Raw genomic sequence first — 16,394 nt, 5'->3', positions numbered from 1 at the left:
AGACATTATGTGTCATGGTCTAGAACCTAATGAGACACGGGTACGGATATGAGTCAGCTTCTTGGCTACGCACGAGTTAGCACCACCGATCAGGGCTTGGACATCCAAGAGGCTGCGTTGCGCGCCTATGCTGATGGACTGAAGCAGCCGATTAAACTGTTCAGCGAAAAGAAGAGCGGCACCACGACAAAGGGCAGGGATGAACTGGCAAGGCTGCTCGACTATGCGCGGGATGGCGACACAATTGTCTGCACACGCATCGACAGGCTCGCTCGCTCGCTAATGGACCTTGAGGTGATCGCCAACACGCTACGGTACAAAGGCATTCATCTAAAGGCTACTGAGCAGTCTGTTGACACCAGCACACCTGAAGGTATGGCATTCTTCCAGATGCTTGGTGTCTTCGCACAGTTCGAAACAGCTATCCGCCGCGAACGGCAGTTGGAAGGCATCGCCGCCGCAAAGGCAGACGGTCGCTATAAGGGCAGGACCGCCACCATCGATGCGGAAAGGATCAAGCAGCTTGTCGCCGAAGGGAAGGGCGCGACCGAGATAGCCAAGCAACTGAAGATCGGTCGTGCAAGCGTCTATCGCTACCTCAAAGAAACCGATGGAGTCGCCGGAATATAGCGCAGTCAACGCTCATTCATCGCTCGATAGTCCATAATAATGGACTAAGACGGTCCGGCAGGGAGTTGCAGGCGTGTCCAGCGGCGAGGCGGGAAACGTGGTCTCTGAAAGGCAGGGGGCTATCTAGCTAATCCATATTGAGCCATGCATCGAAGGCGCTCCCTACCTTATACTTCAATTCGAGCGGCAAACCTTTTTCTGCCAACTGACTTAGTTGAAGGTTCACATCCGCGAGGACGACGTCGAGATCACTGAAAGTGACAACCGTACTGGTCATATTACTTCGCAGATTGAACGATTTCCGGATGACCTTCTGCCGTCGCGCCGCCCCACGTACTAGTGACATGAACGTTTTGTCATCAATAGGTAGGCGATAATCGTGATAAGTTCGTTTTTCTTCGTTGAAAAGTAGATCGGCTTCAAAGCCCATCAAAGCGGTGGGCGCATTTTGACAGTATAGCTTCCTGATGTCGGATTCGGGTTCTGACATCATAGCTTGGACAATAGCTTCCTTATTTTTCACAAAGAATAAGCGTTCCACTACTGGCGAGACGCAGAGCTTCCGTATCTCTGCGTCATCGTGCGTTAGAAATGACAAAATCGTCGTTCTGACAGCGGTGTCTTTGGAAAAGCCTCGCGCCAGTATTTCGATCACGTTCCGGAGCGAACGATAGCTTATTTCAGGGTCTATAATCTGATCGAGGAGGAAATTTTTATACTCGTTCCTGTCTTCAAACGTATATTTTATCGCATAGAGGATCGAGTTTTTGTAGGTCTGGTCCCTGACACTGCTGTAAAGGAATTTGGCGATCTTCGACGATACGTCGTAATTTTTCGACGTACGCTTGAGGTTATCTCCAATCCATAGGGAGCCGGTTGTCCAGTACTCATTCTTAAGCCGCTTGAAGAGGGGGTAATGCTCTGGATTGGCATTGAAGAAGTCGAACCGTTCCTTCTGCATTGCGAGAACCGAAGCCGACACGTTTGCATTCGTCAGTATCGTAGTTTGATCAATCTTGAATCCGGTTCCCCGCGTGCGAGATAGGTCGGCACCTGTGAAATCGAACCCCCTCAAATCTGAGTTTGAAAAATCAACTTCGGACAGGTTTGCGCCTCTGAAATCCTCCGATTTCGACAATTCCGACAATTTTACCAGTTCGGAGAAATTTGTCGTTTCGACCGAAGCAATCGACGAAACCTTTTCCCGATATCCCTCTGATAATTCGAACGTATTATTCATCGTCGGGTGACAAGCTGTTAAGCGTAGTGAGATGTATGTGCGTGGTCACATCAAGTCCTTCTCTTCGATCATCGACAGCCTTCGCCAGCAAAATGGCTAGGACGCGCTCTTTGTTTTTCTTCTCGGAGGTTACCGCAAACAATGACGGTTTCTGGTCCGAGGTGATGACCATGTCGTTCTTATGAGCGTACAAATGTGCCCTTAGACCAGTACGGTTCGATTTCGCTTTTGGCTTCAAAATGCACAGAGGGTGATCAGCAGAGATATACTTTGCTGATAAAGGCTCGCTATTTGGAGATGAGATCACCCACTTATCACCGGGCTTGGCTGACACGAATTTGGATGTCTCGGTGCGGGTAGTTTCGCGCTCCACCGATGTGCCACTCGTTCCTTCTGCTGATCCAGATGCTTTAAAGGGCATGCCAGACAAGGCAGTGGTTATGTCTAGATCCACTCCGACTGATCCAGCCATCTTCGTCCCACTGGTCGATTTAGCGATTAGCTTCGTGACAATATCATTTTGAGGCGTATGGTCGCCATGACGTTCACCGATTGCAACTTCGATACCGTCGCACTCAAGCTGAAGAGTCATGCGGTTGAACCCGACAAACACTCGAACGTCTTCTAGGTCGAGTTCGTGGCTGTTGGTTCGAAGTTCCAGACGGAATTCGGTTTCGGTCTCAAAGGCACTGTCCGTAACTGTGTCATCGATCCGTATTTCAGCGATATCTACCCAATGATTATTGACGTCCCAAGGCATGGCTCTCTCCTAAGCGTCGCTCACACGCATTGACGACCACATTTCTTGCCGAAGCCCGTTGTAGCTCAACGCGCCAATGATTGCCTTAAGTTGCCAGCCTAAATTGGCTTTTGCTGCGTCAGCATCAGGTCCGGTAGGTTCCTGAAAGCTTCCGAATTCATCTTGTGTCCACGTATCGCGCCACTCGCCGTGATCGTGCAGATTGTCCGCGATCACATCACACACTTTCACAAGAAATAACTCAACTCGCTCGGGGAAAACGAAGCTAGCTTGGCTCGTAAGAACGGCTAGCAAAATAGCGTCGTTTGCGACGACCAATCCACGTTTTTCAATCCCCTGTCCCACAGTGAGTAGGGCGTTGTAGATGTCGAACCGCTTATCAAACAGGTTAAGCTTGTAAGTCTGCTTTGCGCTCTCTTCGGCTTTGCGCTGTTGATCCGCAAGCATGGCAGTTTGGATGCGTATCTGTTTAAGCTGTTCAGCGACGACCTCACGATTGTCGGCAAGCTCTTCCCTCGTGACCTTCAATTCCTGTCGCTGCATCACGACCGCACAAGCAAGAAGGATGAATGCGACCGGCGCAAACAGACCAGCAAGGAAGTCACCAACTTCGTTTGGCTTCGGATCAGTGAAGAATGTTGTTGGTGCGGATAGGATGATCCATACCATAAAGCCAGCGATGTAGATGCCTGACGCGTTGAAAGCGATAATCAGCCAGTTGGTTTTATGGACTTCTTTTCTGTCTGCCATGCCCGCACCTGTAATCGAAAGCATGATTATAGGCGTATATCATTCCCGACGAATATCGGTTGCGGGGCTTAATCCACATCCATTATTGAGTGTCATTTCGATCACGCAATCGTTGTCATCGAACCGGGCAGTACCGTAAATTCTGCAATAGACGATCCGGCATTTATCCCCGTATCCTTGGCACGTTGAACAAGGAGGGACGCTGAAATGACTACGCTTTATGCATATGAAGTCAGCCCGATCACCAACCCCGATCGTCTTTATTTTGCTGCTACGCTGGATGAATGTCGGTCGGCTGCACAGCAACAGCGATCCGAACTTCGGGACGATCCCGAATACGGTGAAGTCGAGCCAATGCCGATCTACCGCGTCAACATGGAAATCCCGGACCTTCAGACGCTTCTCGATGGTTTGAACAACGGCGATGATCTGACCAACGCCATCATTATCGACCGTACGCTCGTAGAGACAGTATCAGATTGAATTCCGATGAAGCTTTGCTAGAATTCCCGTGGAATTGGAGGGGGCAATGGCAGAGCTTCAAGACAGTTGGCATTTCGATACGCGACCTGCGTCTTATCGATTACTCGAAGAGCAGGGAAGGTTGTTGCTTTCTACATCCACGTCCAGTGTCGGCACTCAGACAAAACATGACGCGGCTTTTAAATCTCATTCCGAAGCTACGTCGTTCATATTGCAGCATGCCGGTGACAAGCCATTCGTCGTCCTTACAGAACGCGACGATGGTCGCTATACTCTTGAAAGATATGAATAGCGTGGGCGTTTGGAGTTTGGTCAATGCATAAGAGCAAGCAGTTCACGTCCGACGAGCTTGGTGTGTTGTCGAAGGCGAGCATTCAGATCTGTGAAGCTTTGCATATCGAGCCGAATTGCGAACAGGCGCTTGAGGTCCGGAGACAGCTATTTCGTGACTGTTCTGGACAAGAGCCGGTAGACGCGATTGTCGAGCGATATCTATCAACGCGGGTTCGGACCTGAAGCAGCCCGCAGCTATTTTTTCGGTCGTACGGAACTCACCTGAATCTCCCGCATTGTCAGCCAAATCTTGGTTAACGGGGCAGGGCGATGCGGACGAGTTTCAAGCTTGAGCTGATGGGCTGGCTAGCCATAGCGACATTTGTGGTCGCCTGTTTGTTCTTGCCCGCATGAGACAGGTCCTGAGCCAAAGAGGACCTCACGCAACTTACGATTGGCATCACGATACTGTCAAAACGACACAGCCTTCGACCAGCGATGATTCGGGCGCTGACTAAGAGCGACTCAACCAAAACTGCGAGAAGCTGCCCGGCTGCTATCCGTAAAAACGATCAGTGTCCGATCCAGCTGATGAAAAAAGCAACACAGCGTGGAAGTTCAACGCGCTTTCAGTAAAGTCACATGCTTTCGTGGAGCAAAAGAGCTTTTCGGGTCTGTTCCACATCGATTATCGGTTGAGTTTTTTGACACCGACGTCTACACCACCTGCCTACAAACCAGAGTCCGATCAGAACAAAAAGCCTAAAAACCGAACTGCGATTAGCCGCGATTGTTATATGGAATCAAATAGATCCAAAGGGAGCTGTCCCTGACCAGGCCCGTGGGCTTGGACATATGGCGCCCACCTACGTTTGTAGGCACCCAGGATCGTAAACCTCCATCGGTTGCCGTGGATCGCACCTGAATTTTCTCGATATTTATCGTGCCGGCACATGCCCTCCCTTTGCGGAGGGCGGGTGTGCATGGCCAGTTTTGTGCTTATTCAGAGATGTTGCCAAAAATGTTATCCATTGACGCCCTGCGTCCGAGGCCGTGCCGCCCTATCTCGCCGTTATGACACAGGGCAGGACATATACGCCGGAACAGTTGCACCGCATCTACAATGCCCATGTGCGGGTGTGCGACATGCGTGGTGTTGAACTCGTCAGTGGCGAAGGCAAGCTGATCGCCAAACGGCTGTTGAGCGAGTTCACCGGCTCTGAGCCGGAGGACGATATCGTGCGGAAGTTTTTGTCGTAAGGGCTGTCTGCGCAAGCGGCTCTGGTGAATGCCTATCAGGCCTCAAATGCATCGGCTGAATGTTTGAGAATGCAATCGACGGTATTGCCTGCCTGTAATTTTTACTCGTGGCAATCAACGCCTCGAACTCTCGGCAGTGCGGGTGAGCAGTATTCTCGCCGCATCCGAGATCGTGAGGCCCATTGTGGCGAGCACTTCCGCCGCGCGGTCTTTCACGTCCGCGTTGATGCGTGTCTGGATCAGTGCGTTGGATACCATCGCTCTCTCCTTTCTCTGTATCGTACTGCATTCACATTTCAAAATACCGAAAGCATTCCAATTGCCGTTGCTGCATGGGGCTGAGCGCACATCGCCCTAACTCCTTGACTTTTCTGCCATCCTCCCCACTTCTGTCGGTGGGGAGATCAAGCCGCACGTATGGCCATTCTGAACAACACTTTCGCGCGCTCGTCGCTGCTCATGCTGCTGATCGGTGGCGTGATCATGCTTGGTATTGTTTTGTCGTCGTTTTTCCTGGCGCAGAACACCGGCGACTATTTCAACGAAGTAACGCGGTTGCGTGCCGTGCGCACCAATTCCGCCGATCTTCTGTTGCGCGTGCAGGCGGCAGAAACGGCGCAGCGTGGTTATCTCATCACGCGCGAGCCGGCGTTTCTGGCCAGCTTCAACGAGGCCCGAGATGCCATTCCCGGGCAGCTTGCCAAGCTCGAGCGCTCCGGCAGTGCACAGTCCTATGTGCCTGTTCCCGTAGGTGAGTTACGCCAGCTTATCGGCGAAAAAATTCGCGAGATGGAATCAACGTTCGAGCGAATGAACAACAACGATCTGCGCGGTGCCGTTGCGATCGTCCGCAATGATTCCGGCCGGCAGATCATGGGCCGCCTGTCGTCCATTTTGAACGGCATCATCGGTGTCATGGATGCACGGCTGACGCAAGGTATCGCCGAACTGCGGCAGTCCTCCGAAAGCCTGCAATGGGTCAGCATCGGCGGCGGCCTCGTCATTCTCATCGTTGTCGGTGGCGCCATTGCCATCGTTGGCCAGCATGTCAGGGCGCTGCAAAAATCGCGTGAAGAAGTCGAGCTGCTTAATACCGGCCTCGAGGAACGCGTCAATGAGCGCACCGAAGACCTGATGCGTGCCAACAGCGAAATCCAGCGGTACGCCTATATCGTTTCTCATGACCTGCGCGCGCCGCTGGTCAACATCATGGGTTTCACCAGCGAGCTTGAAACCACGATGAAGGATATCCAGGCCTATGTTCTGGCCGAGGGCATGCCGGGCGAGGACGAGATCAAGCAGGCGCGTTTCGCCGTCGAGGAAGATCTGCCGGAGGCGATCTCCTTCATCCGTTCGTCCACCAAGAAGATGGACGGGCTCATCAACGCCATCCTGAAAATCTCGCGTGACGGGCGCCGCGAATTGAAGCCCGAGCGGATCGACCTTTCCGAAATGCTGGAGGTGACGGCTGCCACCATCAACCATCAGGTTGTCGAGGCGGGTGGTGAGGTCAAGATCGCGGTTAATGCCGCCAGAGGACTGGTCTCCGACCGCTTTTCGCTCGATCAGGTGTTTGGCAATCTGTTCGACAATGCCGTCAAATACCGCAATCCGGAAAAGCCGCTGCAGCTTTCGGTGCGTGCCTATCCGGTCGGCCGCACGGCGTTGCGCATCGAGGTGGCCGACAATGGCCGCGGCATCGCGCCGGAAGATCATGAACGGGTTTTCGAACTGTTTCGCCGCTCCGGTTTGCAGGATCAGTCAGGTGAGGGTATTGGTCTTGCGCACGTGCGATCGTTAGTCAGAAATTTAGGTGGGGACATTACGGTCACATCCACGCTGGGGGGCGGTTCGACTTTCGTCATTCGTCTCCCGTTGGATTTGTCCCAGTATGTCAGGAGCAACGGGTCATGAACGCTTCCGGTAAAGAAGTCACCATCGTGATGATTGAGGACGATGAAGGCCATGCCCGCCTCATCGAAAAAAACGTGCGCCGCGCTGGCGTCAATAACGAGATCGTGCCTTTCACCAGCGGCACGGCCGCACTCGACTACATTCTCGGTGCCGATCGTTCGGGTGATGTATCGCAGGGCCGTTACCTGCTGATCCTTCTCGATCTCAACCTGCCCGACATGTCGGGTATCGACATTCTCGAGAAGGTGAAATCGAACCCGCATACCAAGCGCCTGCCGGTGGTCATTCTCACCACCACCGATGACGAGCGCGAAATCCAGCGCTGCTACGATCTCGGCGCTAATGTCTATATTACCAAACCGGTGGAATACGAGAGCTTTGCCAACGCTATCCGGCAGCTCGGTCTGTTCTTCTCGGTCATGCAGATTCCCTGACCTCATTTTGAATGAAAAGGCCGCCGCGCCGATGCCGCAGACCGTTCTTTATATTGATGACGATGTCGCCCTCGGGCGGCTCGCGGAACGGTATCTCGGCCGCGCCGGTTATACGCTGAAACATGCCGTCGATGGCGCAACCGGGCTTGGGCTTGCGGAAGAGGGCGGCATCGACGCCATCGTGCTCGATCATTACCTGCGCGCGGAAACCGGGCAGGATGTGTTGCGCGGGCTGAAAGAGCGCGGCATAGAACTGCCGGTCATCTATGTGACCGGGTCAAGCGAAGCAACGATTGCTATCGATGCGCTCAAGAACGGCGCATCGGACTATGTCATCAAGACGGTTGGTGACGAATTCTGGTCGCTGATGGAAAATGCCATCCGCCAGTCGATCGCCACTGCGGATCTGCGCCGTGCCAAGGAAAAGGCCGAGGCCGAAATCCGCATCGGCAAGGACCGTGCCGAAGTGCTGCTCGCCGAGGTCAACCATCGGGTGGCCAACAGTCTGGCGCTGGTGGCGGCGCTGATACGCCTGCAGGTGACGAGCAGCCGCAGCGACGAGGTGAAGGAGGCGCTCACCGAAACGCAGGCGCGCATTTCCGCCATCGCCGGCATGCATCGCAGTCTTTACACGTCCGATGACGTGCGCACGGTCGAGATCGACAAATATCTCGAAACACTGGTGAAGGAAGTGCAGCGTTCGGTCGAGATGGGCGACAAAGGCCCCTCGATCCGTCTCGAAGCCGAGGCGATTTCGCTGTCTTCCGACCGCGCCGTATCGGTCGGCATGATCGTCACCGAGCTTCTCACCAACGCCATCAAATATGCCTATCCGACCGGTTCGGATGGCGAGGTGCGGGTGATCTTCAAGAAATCAGACGAGGCGCATGCGCTGCTCGCGGTGGAAGATGACGGCATAGGCTGTCTGGATGACGCGACCCCGAAAGGCACGGGCCTCGGCACCCGCATCATCAAGTCGATGGCCTCCACGCTCGGCTCCGCCGTGACCTATGTGCCGGTTGCCGTTGGCACCCGCGCTGAACTGCCGATCAATCTCCAAGGCTGATCATCGCTCGCAAAAATGCCTGCCTCAAGACTTCATTTGACGTCCGCCATTGCCAAGCGGGGATCGCGCCCCTATTCTCAAGGGCATATTGACGGATACAGGACCATGACATCCCTGAACCGGCGACGGTTTTCCGAACGCTGTGTGAGACATTGCTGAGACGCCGGACCCTGCGCTTTTTCGCGGAGGGCATTTTCCATTCTGGCGTGATGATCGCAGCGGGCTAAGCCGCATGCACCTCAGCCGGATCCTTCAGTTCCAATAGAAGAGCTTCTCTTGTTAACCGAAATACTTATCGTGGTCTGCCTCACGGTCCTGAACGGTGTTCTCGCCATGTCGGAACTCGCCGTCGTTTCCTCGCGCCCGATCCGCCTCCGGGTGATGGCCGAGCAGGGCAACCGCGGTGCAGCCCGCGCCATCAAGCTGGCCGAAGATCCCGGCCGATTCCTCTCCACGGTTCAGATCGGCATCACGCTGGTCGGCGTTCTGTCCGGCGCCTTTTCCGGCGCCACCCTTGGTGCGCGTCTGACCGGCTGGCTTGAACTGCAGGGCATGTCGGAAAACCTTGCCGACTGGCTCGGCGTCGGCACGGTCGTCGTCATCATTACCTATATGTCGCTGATCATCGGCGAACTGGTGCCCAAGCAGGTGGCGCTGCGCAATCCGGAAGGTGTTGCCGCACGCGTCGCCCCTGCAATGTGGCTGCTGTCAAAGATCGGCGCACCGATCGTGTTTCTCCTGGATCTTTCCGGCCGCACGGTGTTGAAACTGCTCGGTCAGAGCGGTGAGAGCGAAGAACGCGTCACCGACGAGGAAATCCGCACCGTTCTTGCCGAAGCCCAGAGCGCCGGTGTGATCGAAAGCGGCGAAAGCGAAATGATCTCCGGCGTCATGCGTCTTGCCGACCGCACCGCGCGTGGCCTGATGACGCCGCGCCGCGATGTCGAGGTGATCGATACCGAGGACGATGCCGACGAGATCCGCGCCCAGTTGCGCAATACGCACCGCTCGCGCCTGCCGGTGCGCAAGGGCAGTTCCGACGAGATTATCGGCGTGCTGTTCGTGAAAGACGCCTATGATTTCATGGCCGGCGGCAAAGCTGTCGACATGAAGTCCATTCTGCGCGATGCGCCTGTTGTATCCGATCTGACCGGCGCGCTCGATGTCATCCAGGCACTGCGTAAGGCCTCCGCTCATATGGTGCTGGTTTATGATGAATACGGCCATTTCGAGGGCGTGATTACTTCCGGCGACGTGCTGGAAGCGATCACCGGTGTGTTTCAGGAGGACGATATCGAAGAGCCGGCGATCGTGCCGCGTGATGATGGTTCCTATCTGGTTGCCGGCTGGATGCCGGTCGATGAATTCGGCCACCAGATGGGCATTTCGATCGATGACGATCCGGGTTACGAAACCGTCGCCGGTTTTGTCATTGATGAGTTGAAGCACCTGCCGGAACTGGGTGAAAAGTTCACCACCCATGGCTGGACATTCGAAGTCATCGATCTGGATGGTCGCCGTATCGACAAGCTGCTGGTTTCTCGCGCCACGGATCAGGAGTGATGGCGACAACGCCGGAAAAGGCGGATCTGCGCAACGGGCGGCTTGCCGCCCGCGATGCCATCCCGGAAGAGGAACGGCTGGAGAAAAACCTGTCGCTCACCACGCATGGTCTTGGCGCCGTGCACGTGTCTGCCCACATGATCGTTTCCGGTTTCCTGCCGATCCGCTCCGAAGTCGATCTGAAGCCGCTGATGGCGGCGCTGGCGCAGGAGGGCGCGCGGCTTTGCCTGCCGGCCATTCTCGACAGGACAACGATCGTGTTTCGCGAATACCGCCCGGATGCGGAACTGATTTCCATGGGGTTCGGCACCTATGGTCCGGCGGCCCATGAGCCGGTTCTTGATCCCCAAATCATGCTCGTGCCGCTCGCCGCTTTTGACCGATCCGGCAACCGGATCGGTTATGGCGGCGGTTATTACGACCGTGCCATTCACCTAATGCGTCAAAAAGGCGGCAATCCGAAGCTGATCGGCATTGCATTCGACTGCCAGGAAGTGGCATCAGTGCCGGTAGAACCTCACGACATCAGACTGGACGCGATCCTGACGGAAAGCGGTTACCGGCCCTTCGCCTGAGAGGGGCGCGGCCGGCATCACCATCTGACAGGCACAGATTGGATTAGCATGCGCCTTTTGTTTCTCGGTGACATGGTGGGCAAGACCGGACGCACGACCGTCTGGGACAAGTTGCCGGGCCTCGTCTCCGACCTGAAGCTCGATTTCGTCATTGTCAACGGCGAGAATGCCGCCGGCGGTTTCGGCATTACCGAAGACATTTTTCTGGAGACCATCAATGCCGGCGCCGATGTGGTGACCACCGGCAACCATGTATGGGACCAGAAGGAAGCCGTCAGCTTTTCCGGTCGCCACGACCAGTTCCTGCGTCCAGCGAACTATCCGGCCGGCACGCCCGGTAAGGGCTCCGGCGTGTTTTATGCCCGCAACGGTGCCCGTGTTCTTGTCGCCAACATCATGGGCCGGGTGTTCATGCATCCCGAACTCGACGACCCCTTCAAGTCGGCCGAAACGATCCTCGAAGCCGCTCCGTTGAAGGATCAGGTCGACGTCATCGTTTTCGATTTCCATGCGGAAGCCACCAGCGAAAAGCAGTGCTTTGGTCATTTCGTCGATGGCCGCGCTTCCTTTGTCGTCGGCACGCACACGCATGTGCCGACCGCCGACTACCAGATTTTGAACGGCGGCACCGCCTATATGTCGGATGCCGGCATGTGCGGCGATTACGACTCGTCGCTTGGCATGGAAAAGGAAGAACCGCTCAACCGCTTCATCTCCAAGATGCCGAAGGGCCGTTTCGAGGCGGCCTCCGGCCCGGCCACGCTTTGCGGCGTCGGTGTCGAGATTTCCGATGCGACAGGTCTGGCGGAAAAGATCGAACCGTTGCGCATTGGACCGCGGCTGGCTGAGAATATCCCGAGCTTCTGGCGGTAGTTTTCTTCTCTTGCGTCATCGGCCCTTGGGTTAAACCCGAGGGTCGTGCCGGGACCCAGCAGTCGCGCGTGTGCGCGACAACGGGCTCCTTTCACCCCAAAGACTTGGGCTGGCTGGATTCATGTGGGATACCTCGCGTCATACGCGAGGGACAGGGATGACGATGGGATTCTTGTGCCCATCGCAGCGTTCCTGTCGGCCCCCCGCAAAATATCGCACCTTGGCACCTGTCGCGTGACCGTCATACTGGGCTTGTATCGGATTCGCCTCCCCAGACGGAATTCCTGCCATGCCCCCCATTATCTTCGCCGACGGCGCGACCAAGTGGTTTGCGCAGAAAGTGCCGCAGTCCGGTCTTGCCGGTGCGTTTCGCAATTTCCTTGCCCCCGTCACCCGCGATGTAAAGGCGGTGGATGGCATTTCCTTTGCTATTCGGGCAGGCGAGGCGGTCGGTTATCTCGGCCCGAACGGTGCCGGCAAATCCACCATGATCAAGATGTTGACCGGCGTGCTGGTGCCGACCGCCGGTTCCGTCAACGTGCTCGGCCGTGTGCCGCATATGGAGCGGATCGCCAATGCCCGGGATATCGGCGTCGTATTCGGCCAGCGCAGCCAGTTGTGGTGGGACCTGCCGCTTTATGAAAGTTTTGAATTGCACCGCCGCATCTACCGCATCGAAAAGGCCCGGTTCGACATCGTGCGGGCGGAACTGATCGACATGCTTCAGATCGGTCCGTTTCTGGAGCGACCGGTGCGCCAGTTGAGCCTTGGCCAGCGCATGCGCGGCGAAATCGCCATGACGCTTCTGCATGAACCCAAAATCCTGTTTCTCGACGAGCCGACGATCGGCCTCGATGTCGTCGCCAAGGACGTGGTGCGCAAACTGCTTGCCCGTGTCAACAAGGAGCGTGGCACGACGATCATCCTTACGACGCATGACCTGCGCGATATCGAAGAAATCTGCCCGCGCCTGATCATGGTCGATGACGGCAAGCTGTTGTTCGACGGACCGCTCGCCAACCTCAACACGACCTTTGGCGCACGCAAAAAACTGACGCTGGAGTTTGCGACGGAACCGAGAACGGTGACCCTTGCCGGTGCGGAACCGGCAGGTGGCGAAGGTGTGATCCGCACATTCCTTCTTGCCGATGAAAAACGTTCGCTGGTGGAGATCATCACCGCGTTGAAATCGGATGCCGAACTGGTGGATGTGCATCTGCACGAGCCGGATATCGAGGAGGTGATCCGCACCTATTACCAGTCGCGCCAAACGGTTTTGAGGACGGCAGGTGCTGAGGCCTTGCGGTCCAAACGGGTAGGGTAGGCCATGTTCATCGCGCTTGCTTCGGCTGGTTTTCGCATCGAATCGAGCTTTCGAGCCAAATTCTGGACGATGATCATCGGTGGAATCATCAATGTGATCGCCCGCGCCTCGATCTGGCAGTCTGTGTTTGTGCACGGCGCCGCATCGAGCGATATCAGCCTTGCGCAAATGATCACCTATTCCATTCTCGGCGCCACGCTGCTGACGACCTGGGATCTCAATCAACTGGTGCGGGAAATGCGGCCCGATATCGTCAGTGGTGATGTCGTCAATCACCTGACCCGTCCGTATCATTATCCTGTCAGCCTATTTGCCCGCCAACTTGGTGTGCGCCTTCATGAAATGCTGATGGTCGGTATTCCCGTCATCGTTCTGATGGGTGCCATCTACGGCCTGCTTCCACCGGCAAGCCTCGGCCATGCGTTGCTGTTTGCGGTGTCGCTGGCTCTGTCCATTTTCCTGCTGTTCACCATTATCATTGCGGTCCTGATGATCGGATTCTGGATGACGGACTTTCTGACGCTCGAATGGCTGCTGCGCGGAACGCTGGTCTTCTTTTCCGGCGGACTGGTGCCCTTGTGGTTCTATCCGGAGGCGATCGCAGATGTCGTTCGCCATCTGCCCTTTGCCTGGATCAGCTTTTATCCGCTGGCGATCTATCTCGGCCAGATGGATCTGGTTTCCAGCCTGCTTTACCTTCTTTACGGTTTCGCATGGGCGGCAGTCATGGCGTGCGTGGTGGCGCTGATCTGGCGCGCCGCCTGCCGCCGCATGATCATTCAGGGAGGCTGATGCCATGCGCCAAAACCTCTCACTTTATCTTCACCTGATGCGCATGCAGGTGCGTACCCGTCTGCAATACCGTGCCAATCTTGTGATTGGCTGGGTTGCGCAGGCTTTCGGTTATGCCAGCACCTATGGAACGATCTGGATCATCGCCAGCCGTTTCGAAAAGATCGGTGGCTGGACCTGGCCGGAAGTCTCGCTCATGCTTGGCTTTCACACGCTTGCCTATTCGCTCGGCGCGCTTTTCACGCTGGTGCAATTGCGCGCCATGGAGGAACTGGTGCGGCACGGAACCTATGATACGTTGCTGGTGCGTCCCGTCAGTCCCTGGGCTTTCCTCGTCTTTTCCGGCATCAATATCGAATACGGAGGCCACATCTCGCTTGGCATCGGCATGATCGTCTGGGCGCTGCTTCACCTTGGGGTCGACTGGTCGTTTTTGACGATATTGCAGTTTGCGCTGAGCCTGATCAGCGCAGCACTTCTGAGCGGCGCGATGTTGACCACGATAGCTGCTCTGGCGCTGGTGTTGACCCGTTCCCGTTACCTGTTCGGGCTCTATTTCGACTTTCTGGAAATGTCGCGTTATCCGCTCGGCATTTTTGCCGTGCCATTGCAATTCCTGCTTCTGTCCGTCGTGCCGTTGGGGTTCATGGGTTATGTGCCGGTGGCCGCCCTTCTGGGCAAGCCGGTGCCCTTTATCGGTGAAGCCGCTCCCTTCGCTGCTATCCTCGCCGGTCCGCTCATGGTCGTGGTCGCCATGCTGGCCTGGCAGGCCTGCCAGCGGCGGTATCAGGGCGCGGGCGGCTGAACCGCAGCGCGGCAATGACTAAAACGTGACGATCGTCATGTCATAACCGGCTGGACCGGCTCAAACACTTCCCGCATCTTTCCTGTCATGGACGGGGCCGCCACAGCGGCATGAACCGAGCGGGGAGTGGCATGATGCTGCGGGCTGTCGCATTCGTTTCTTCCATTCTGGCCGGCATCCTTGCTTTCGCAGCGGCGGCCTTTGCGCAATCGTCTGGTTCGGGCGAGGGGCTTCCGGTCAGCCAGTGCCAGGCAATCGCGCAGGGCTTTCCCGGCGCCACTTACGCAAACTTCACGCCTTCTTCGCCTCTGCCGGTCTGGAAGGCGCAGGCGAAAAACACGCTGACAATGGCTGAAAAAGAACAGGTGAAAATCACCTTTGTCGGCCATTCCACCTATTTTATCGAAACGCCCGGCGGCATAGGCATCGCCACCGATTACAGTGGCGTCTACACGCCTTATCGCCTGCCAGACGTGGTGACGATGAACCGGGCGCATTCCACCCATTACACGCTGACACCAGACCCCGGCATCAAGACCGTTCTGCGTGGCTGGGGCGAGGTGCCGGGCGAAAAGGCGCAGCACAATGTCGCGGTCGGCGACGTCTATATCCGCAATGTCGCCTCCGATATTCGCAACTGGGGCGGCGGTCTCGAGGAGAACGGCAATTCCATCTTTATCTTCGAGGTGGCGGGACTTTGCATCGGCCATCTCGGGCATCTGCATTTCGAACTGAACGAACAGCAATATACCCAGATCGGCAGGCTTGATGTGCTGATGGTGCCGGTGGACGGAGGGCTTACAATGGGGGCGGACAGCATGAGCCGGGTGGTGCAGCGGCTGCGCTCTTCACTGATCCTGCCGATGCACCGGTTTGGCCCGCCGCTCGAAGCTTTTCTCTCCATGTTCGATACGAAATTCGACATCGTCTATGCCAAGGACGATGTAATTTCGGTTTCGATGAGGAGCCTGCCGAAAAAGCCGACGATCATGGTACCAAAGGGGCTGTGATGCGGAAAGACGCGCGTGCAGCTCTGTCCCTCTACCAAAAAAGAAACCGCGGATTTTCATCCGCGGCTCCCGAACATCTCCACCAAACCGGCGTTTTACGCAAATTCCAGATGCTGTTTCACGCCCACGTCCGGCATTTTTTCGTCTGAATAATTGGCCTTGGCGATTTCCCAGCCGAATTTCAGTTTGCTGTCAGTGGAGGCCCAGATGTCGGCGTCATCCACATGCATGGCGATCAGCGTCAATTTCGGATCGGCCTTGCCATCCTCGTACCATGCGGCCGTGACGCTGCTCCAATATTCGTCGATCTTTGCCGGATCGTGGCGAAGCTCCAGCGTGCCGCCGAGGCTGGCATGATAATCGTGGTTCTTTCCGACCACGCAGAAATAGCCGCGCGTACCGGGTTTGATCGATTGTGCGAGGTCGGTATCGGTCTTCGTGAAGAACCAGATCGTATTGGTTTTCGGGTCCGGGTGTGGTGCCATCGGCTGCATATGGGCGCGCGCGCCTTCGATGCCGAGCATGCCGGCATGGATTTCGGCGATCTCGTCCCAGAGCTGGCGGGCGGGGGCTTCGCGTGCTTCTGTCAGGCTTGCCATCGGTGTTCTCCTCTTGGTCGGGATCATTTTCGGGTTCGCAGCC

The 16,394-nt window shown here is 56.2% G+C and carries 17 protein-coding genes and 1 pseudogene; 13 read left to right on the top strand and 5 right to left on the bottom strand.

Annotated features, from left to right (window positions below; all coding sequences use genetic code 11):
- Positions 1-48 precede the first annotated feature (48 nt).
- Positions 49-630, top strand: coding sequence for a recombinase family protein (locus GAO09_RS29035; RefSeq protein ID WP_153360377.1), 582 nt, complete (start codon positions 49-51; stop codon positions 628-630).
- Between the two features lie 127 nt (positions 631-757).
- Here GAO09_RS29035 and GAO09_RS29030 read toward each other — a convergent pair whose 3' ends face one another.
- From GAO09_RS29030 to GAO09_RS29020, 3 genes are read right to left on the bottom strand one after another with little or no spacing between them, the layout of a single operon-like run.
- Entirely contained in the window at positions 758-1,870 is a 1,113-nt protein-coding gene (locus GAO09_RS29030) for a pentapeptide repeat-containing protein (RefSeq protein WP_153360375.1), read from the bottom strand.
- A complete protein-coding gene (locus tag GAO09_RS29025; RefSeq protein WP_153360373.1) occupies positions 1,863-2,630 on the bottom strand; it encodes a hypothetical protein in 768 nt (255 codons plus the stop codon). The genes GAO09_RS29030 and GAO09_RS29025 overlap by 8 nt, the downstream gene beginning before the upstream one ends.
- A gap of 9 nt (positions 2,631-2,639) precedes the next feature.
- A complete protein-coding gene (locus GAO09_RS29020; RefSeq protein ID WP_153360371.1) occupies positions 2,640-3,380 on the bottom strand; it encodes a hypothetical protein in 741 nt (246 codons plus the stop codon).
- A 207-nt stretch (positions 3,381-3,587) separates the two neighbouring features.
- Between GAO09_RS29020 and GAO09_RS29015 the strand changes: the two genes are divergently transcribed.
- Positions 3,588-3,863 carry a hypothetical protein gene (locus tag GAO09_RS29015; protein WP_153360369.1) on the top strand — a complete coding sequence of 92 codons (276 nt, stop codon included), beginning with the start codon at positions 3,588-3,590 and terminating at the stop codon, positions 3,861-3,863.
- 1,326 nt (positions 3,864-5,189) lie between these two features.
- Positions 5,190-5,396 (top strand): hypothetical protein, encoded by a 207-nt coding sequence (locus GAO09_RS29010; protein ID WP_153360367.1) that lies wholly within the window; start codon positions 5,190-5,192, stop codon positions 5,394-5,396.
- A 132-nt stretch (positions 5,397-5,528) separates the two neighbouring features.
- On the opposite strand, the pseudogene GAO09_RS29005 reads toward GAO09_RS29010, so the two are convergent.
- Positions 5,529-5,654 (bottom strand): annotated as a pseudogene (locus GAO09_RS29005) (type II toxin-antitoxin system RelB/DinJ family antitoxin); the annotation flags it as partial.
- Between the two features lie 159 nt (positions 5,655-5,813).
- Between GAO09_RS29005 and GAO09_RS29000 the strand changes: the two are divergent.
- From GAO09_RS29000 to GAO09_RS28955, 10 genes are all read left to right on the top strand, one after another.
- Positions 5,814-7,310, top strand: a complete 1,497-nt coding sequence (locus GAO09_RS29000; RefSeq protein ID WP_209018879.1) for a sensor histidine kinase — start codon at positions 5,814-5,816, stop codon at positions 7,308-7,310.
- Complete coding sequence (locus tag GAO09_RS28995; RefSeq protein ID WP_153360363.1) at positions 7,307-7,744, top strand: response regulator; 438 nt, start codon at positions 7,307-7,309, stop codon at positions 7,742-7,744. Before GAO09_RS29000 ends, GAO09_RS28995 begins: the two co-directional genes overlap by 4 nt.
- A 31-nt stretch (positions 7,745-7,775) precedes the next feature.
- On the top strand, positions 7,776-8,810 hold the full coding sequence (locus GAO09_RS28990; RefSeq protein WP_153360361.1) for a histidine kinase dimerization/phosphoacceptor domain -containing protein: 1,035 nt from the start codon (positions 7,776-7,778) through the stop codon (positions 8,808-8,810).
- 276 nt (positions 8,811-9,086) lie between these two features.
- Positions 9,087-10,373: a hemolysin family protein gene (locus tag GAO09_RS28985; protein WP_153360359.1), complete on the top strand. Its 1,287-nt coding sequence runs from the start codon at positions 9,087-9,089 to the stop codon at positions 10,371-10,373.
- Positions 10,373-10,948: a 5-formyltetrahydrofolate cyclo-ligase gene (locus GAO09_RS28980; protein WP_153360357.1), complete on the top strand. Its 576-nt coding sequence runs from the start codon at positions 10,373-10,375 to the stop codon at positions 10,946-10,948. Before GAO09_RS28985 ends, GAO09_RS28980 begins: the two co-directional genes overlap by 1 nt.
- A 48-nt stretch (positions 10,949-10,996) precedes the next feature.
- The gene (locus tag GAO09_RS28975) at positions 10,997-11,821 is read left to right on the top strand and encodes a TIGR00282 family metallophosphoesterase (RefSeq protein WP_153360355.1); all 825 of its coding nucleotides are present in this window, start codon (positions 10,997-10,999) and stop codon (positions 11,819-11,821) included.
- A gap of 289 nt (positions 11,822-12,110) precedes the next feature.
- Positions 12,111-13,145 carry an ABC transporter ATP-binding protein gene (locus GAO09_RS28970; protein ID WP_153360353.1) on the top strand — a complete coding sequence of 345 codons (1,035 nt, stop codon included), beginning with the start codon at positions 12,111-12,113 and terminating at the stop codon, positions 13,143-13,145.
- Between the two features lie 3 nt (positions 13,146-13,148).
- Positions 13,149-13,937, top strand: coding sequence for an ABC transporter permease (locus GAO09_RS28965; protein WP_153360351.1), 789 nt, complete (start codon positions 13,149-13,151; stop codon positions 13,935-13,937).
- Between the two features lie 4 nt (positions 13,938-13,941).
- On the top strand, positions 13,942-14,742 hold the full coding sequence (locus GAO09_RS28960; RefSeq protein WP_153360349.1) for an ABC transporter permease: 801 nt from the start codon (positions 13,942-13,944) through the stop codon (positions 14,740-14,742).
- A gap of 131 nt (positions 14,743-14,873) precedes the next feature.
- On the top strand, positions 14,874-15,752 hold the full coding sequence (locus GAO09_RS28955) for an MBL fold metallo-hydrolase (protein ID WP_153360347.1): 879 nt from the start codon (positions 14,874-14,876) through the stop codon (positions 15,750-15,752).
- Between the two features lie 95 nt (positions 15,753-15,847).
- Here GAO09_RS28955 and GAO09_RS28950 read toward each other — a convergent pair whose 3' ends face one another.
- Positions 15,848-16,351: a pyridoxamine 5'-phosphate oxidase family protein gene (locus tag GAO09_RS28950; protein ID WP_153360345.1), complete on the bottom strand. Its 504-nt coding sequence runs from the start codon at positions 16,349-16,351 to the stop codon at positions 15,848-15,850.
- Between the last annotated feature and the right edge of the window lie 43 nt (positions 16,352-16,394).

This window comes from Endobacterium cereale, from assembly GCF_009617585.1.
GTDB lineage: Bacteria > Pseudomonadota > Alphaproteobacteria > Rhizobiales > Rhizobiaceae > Neorhizobium > Neorhizobium cereale.
This window is presented reverse-complemented; position numbering and strand designations above follow the sequence as displayed.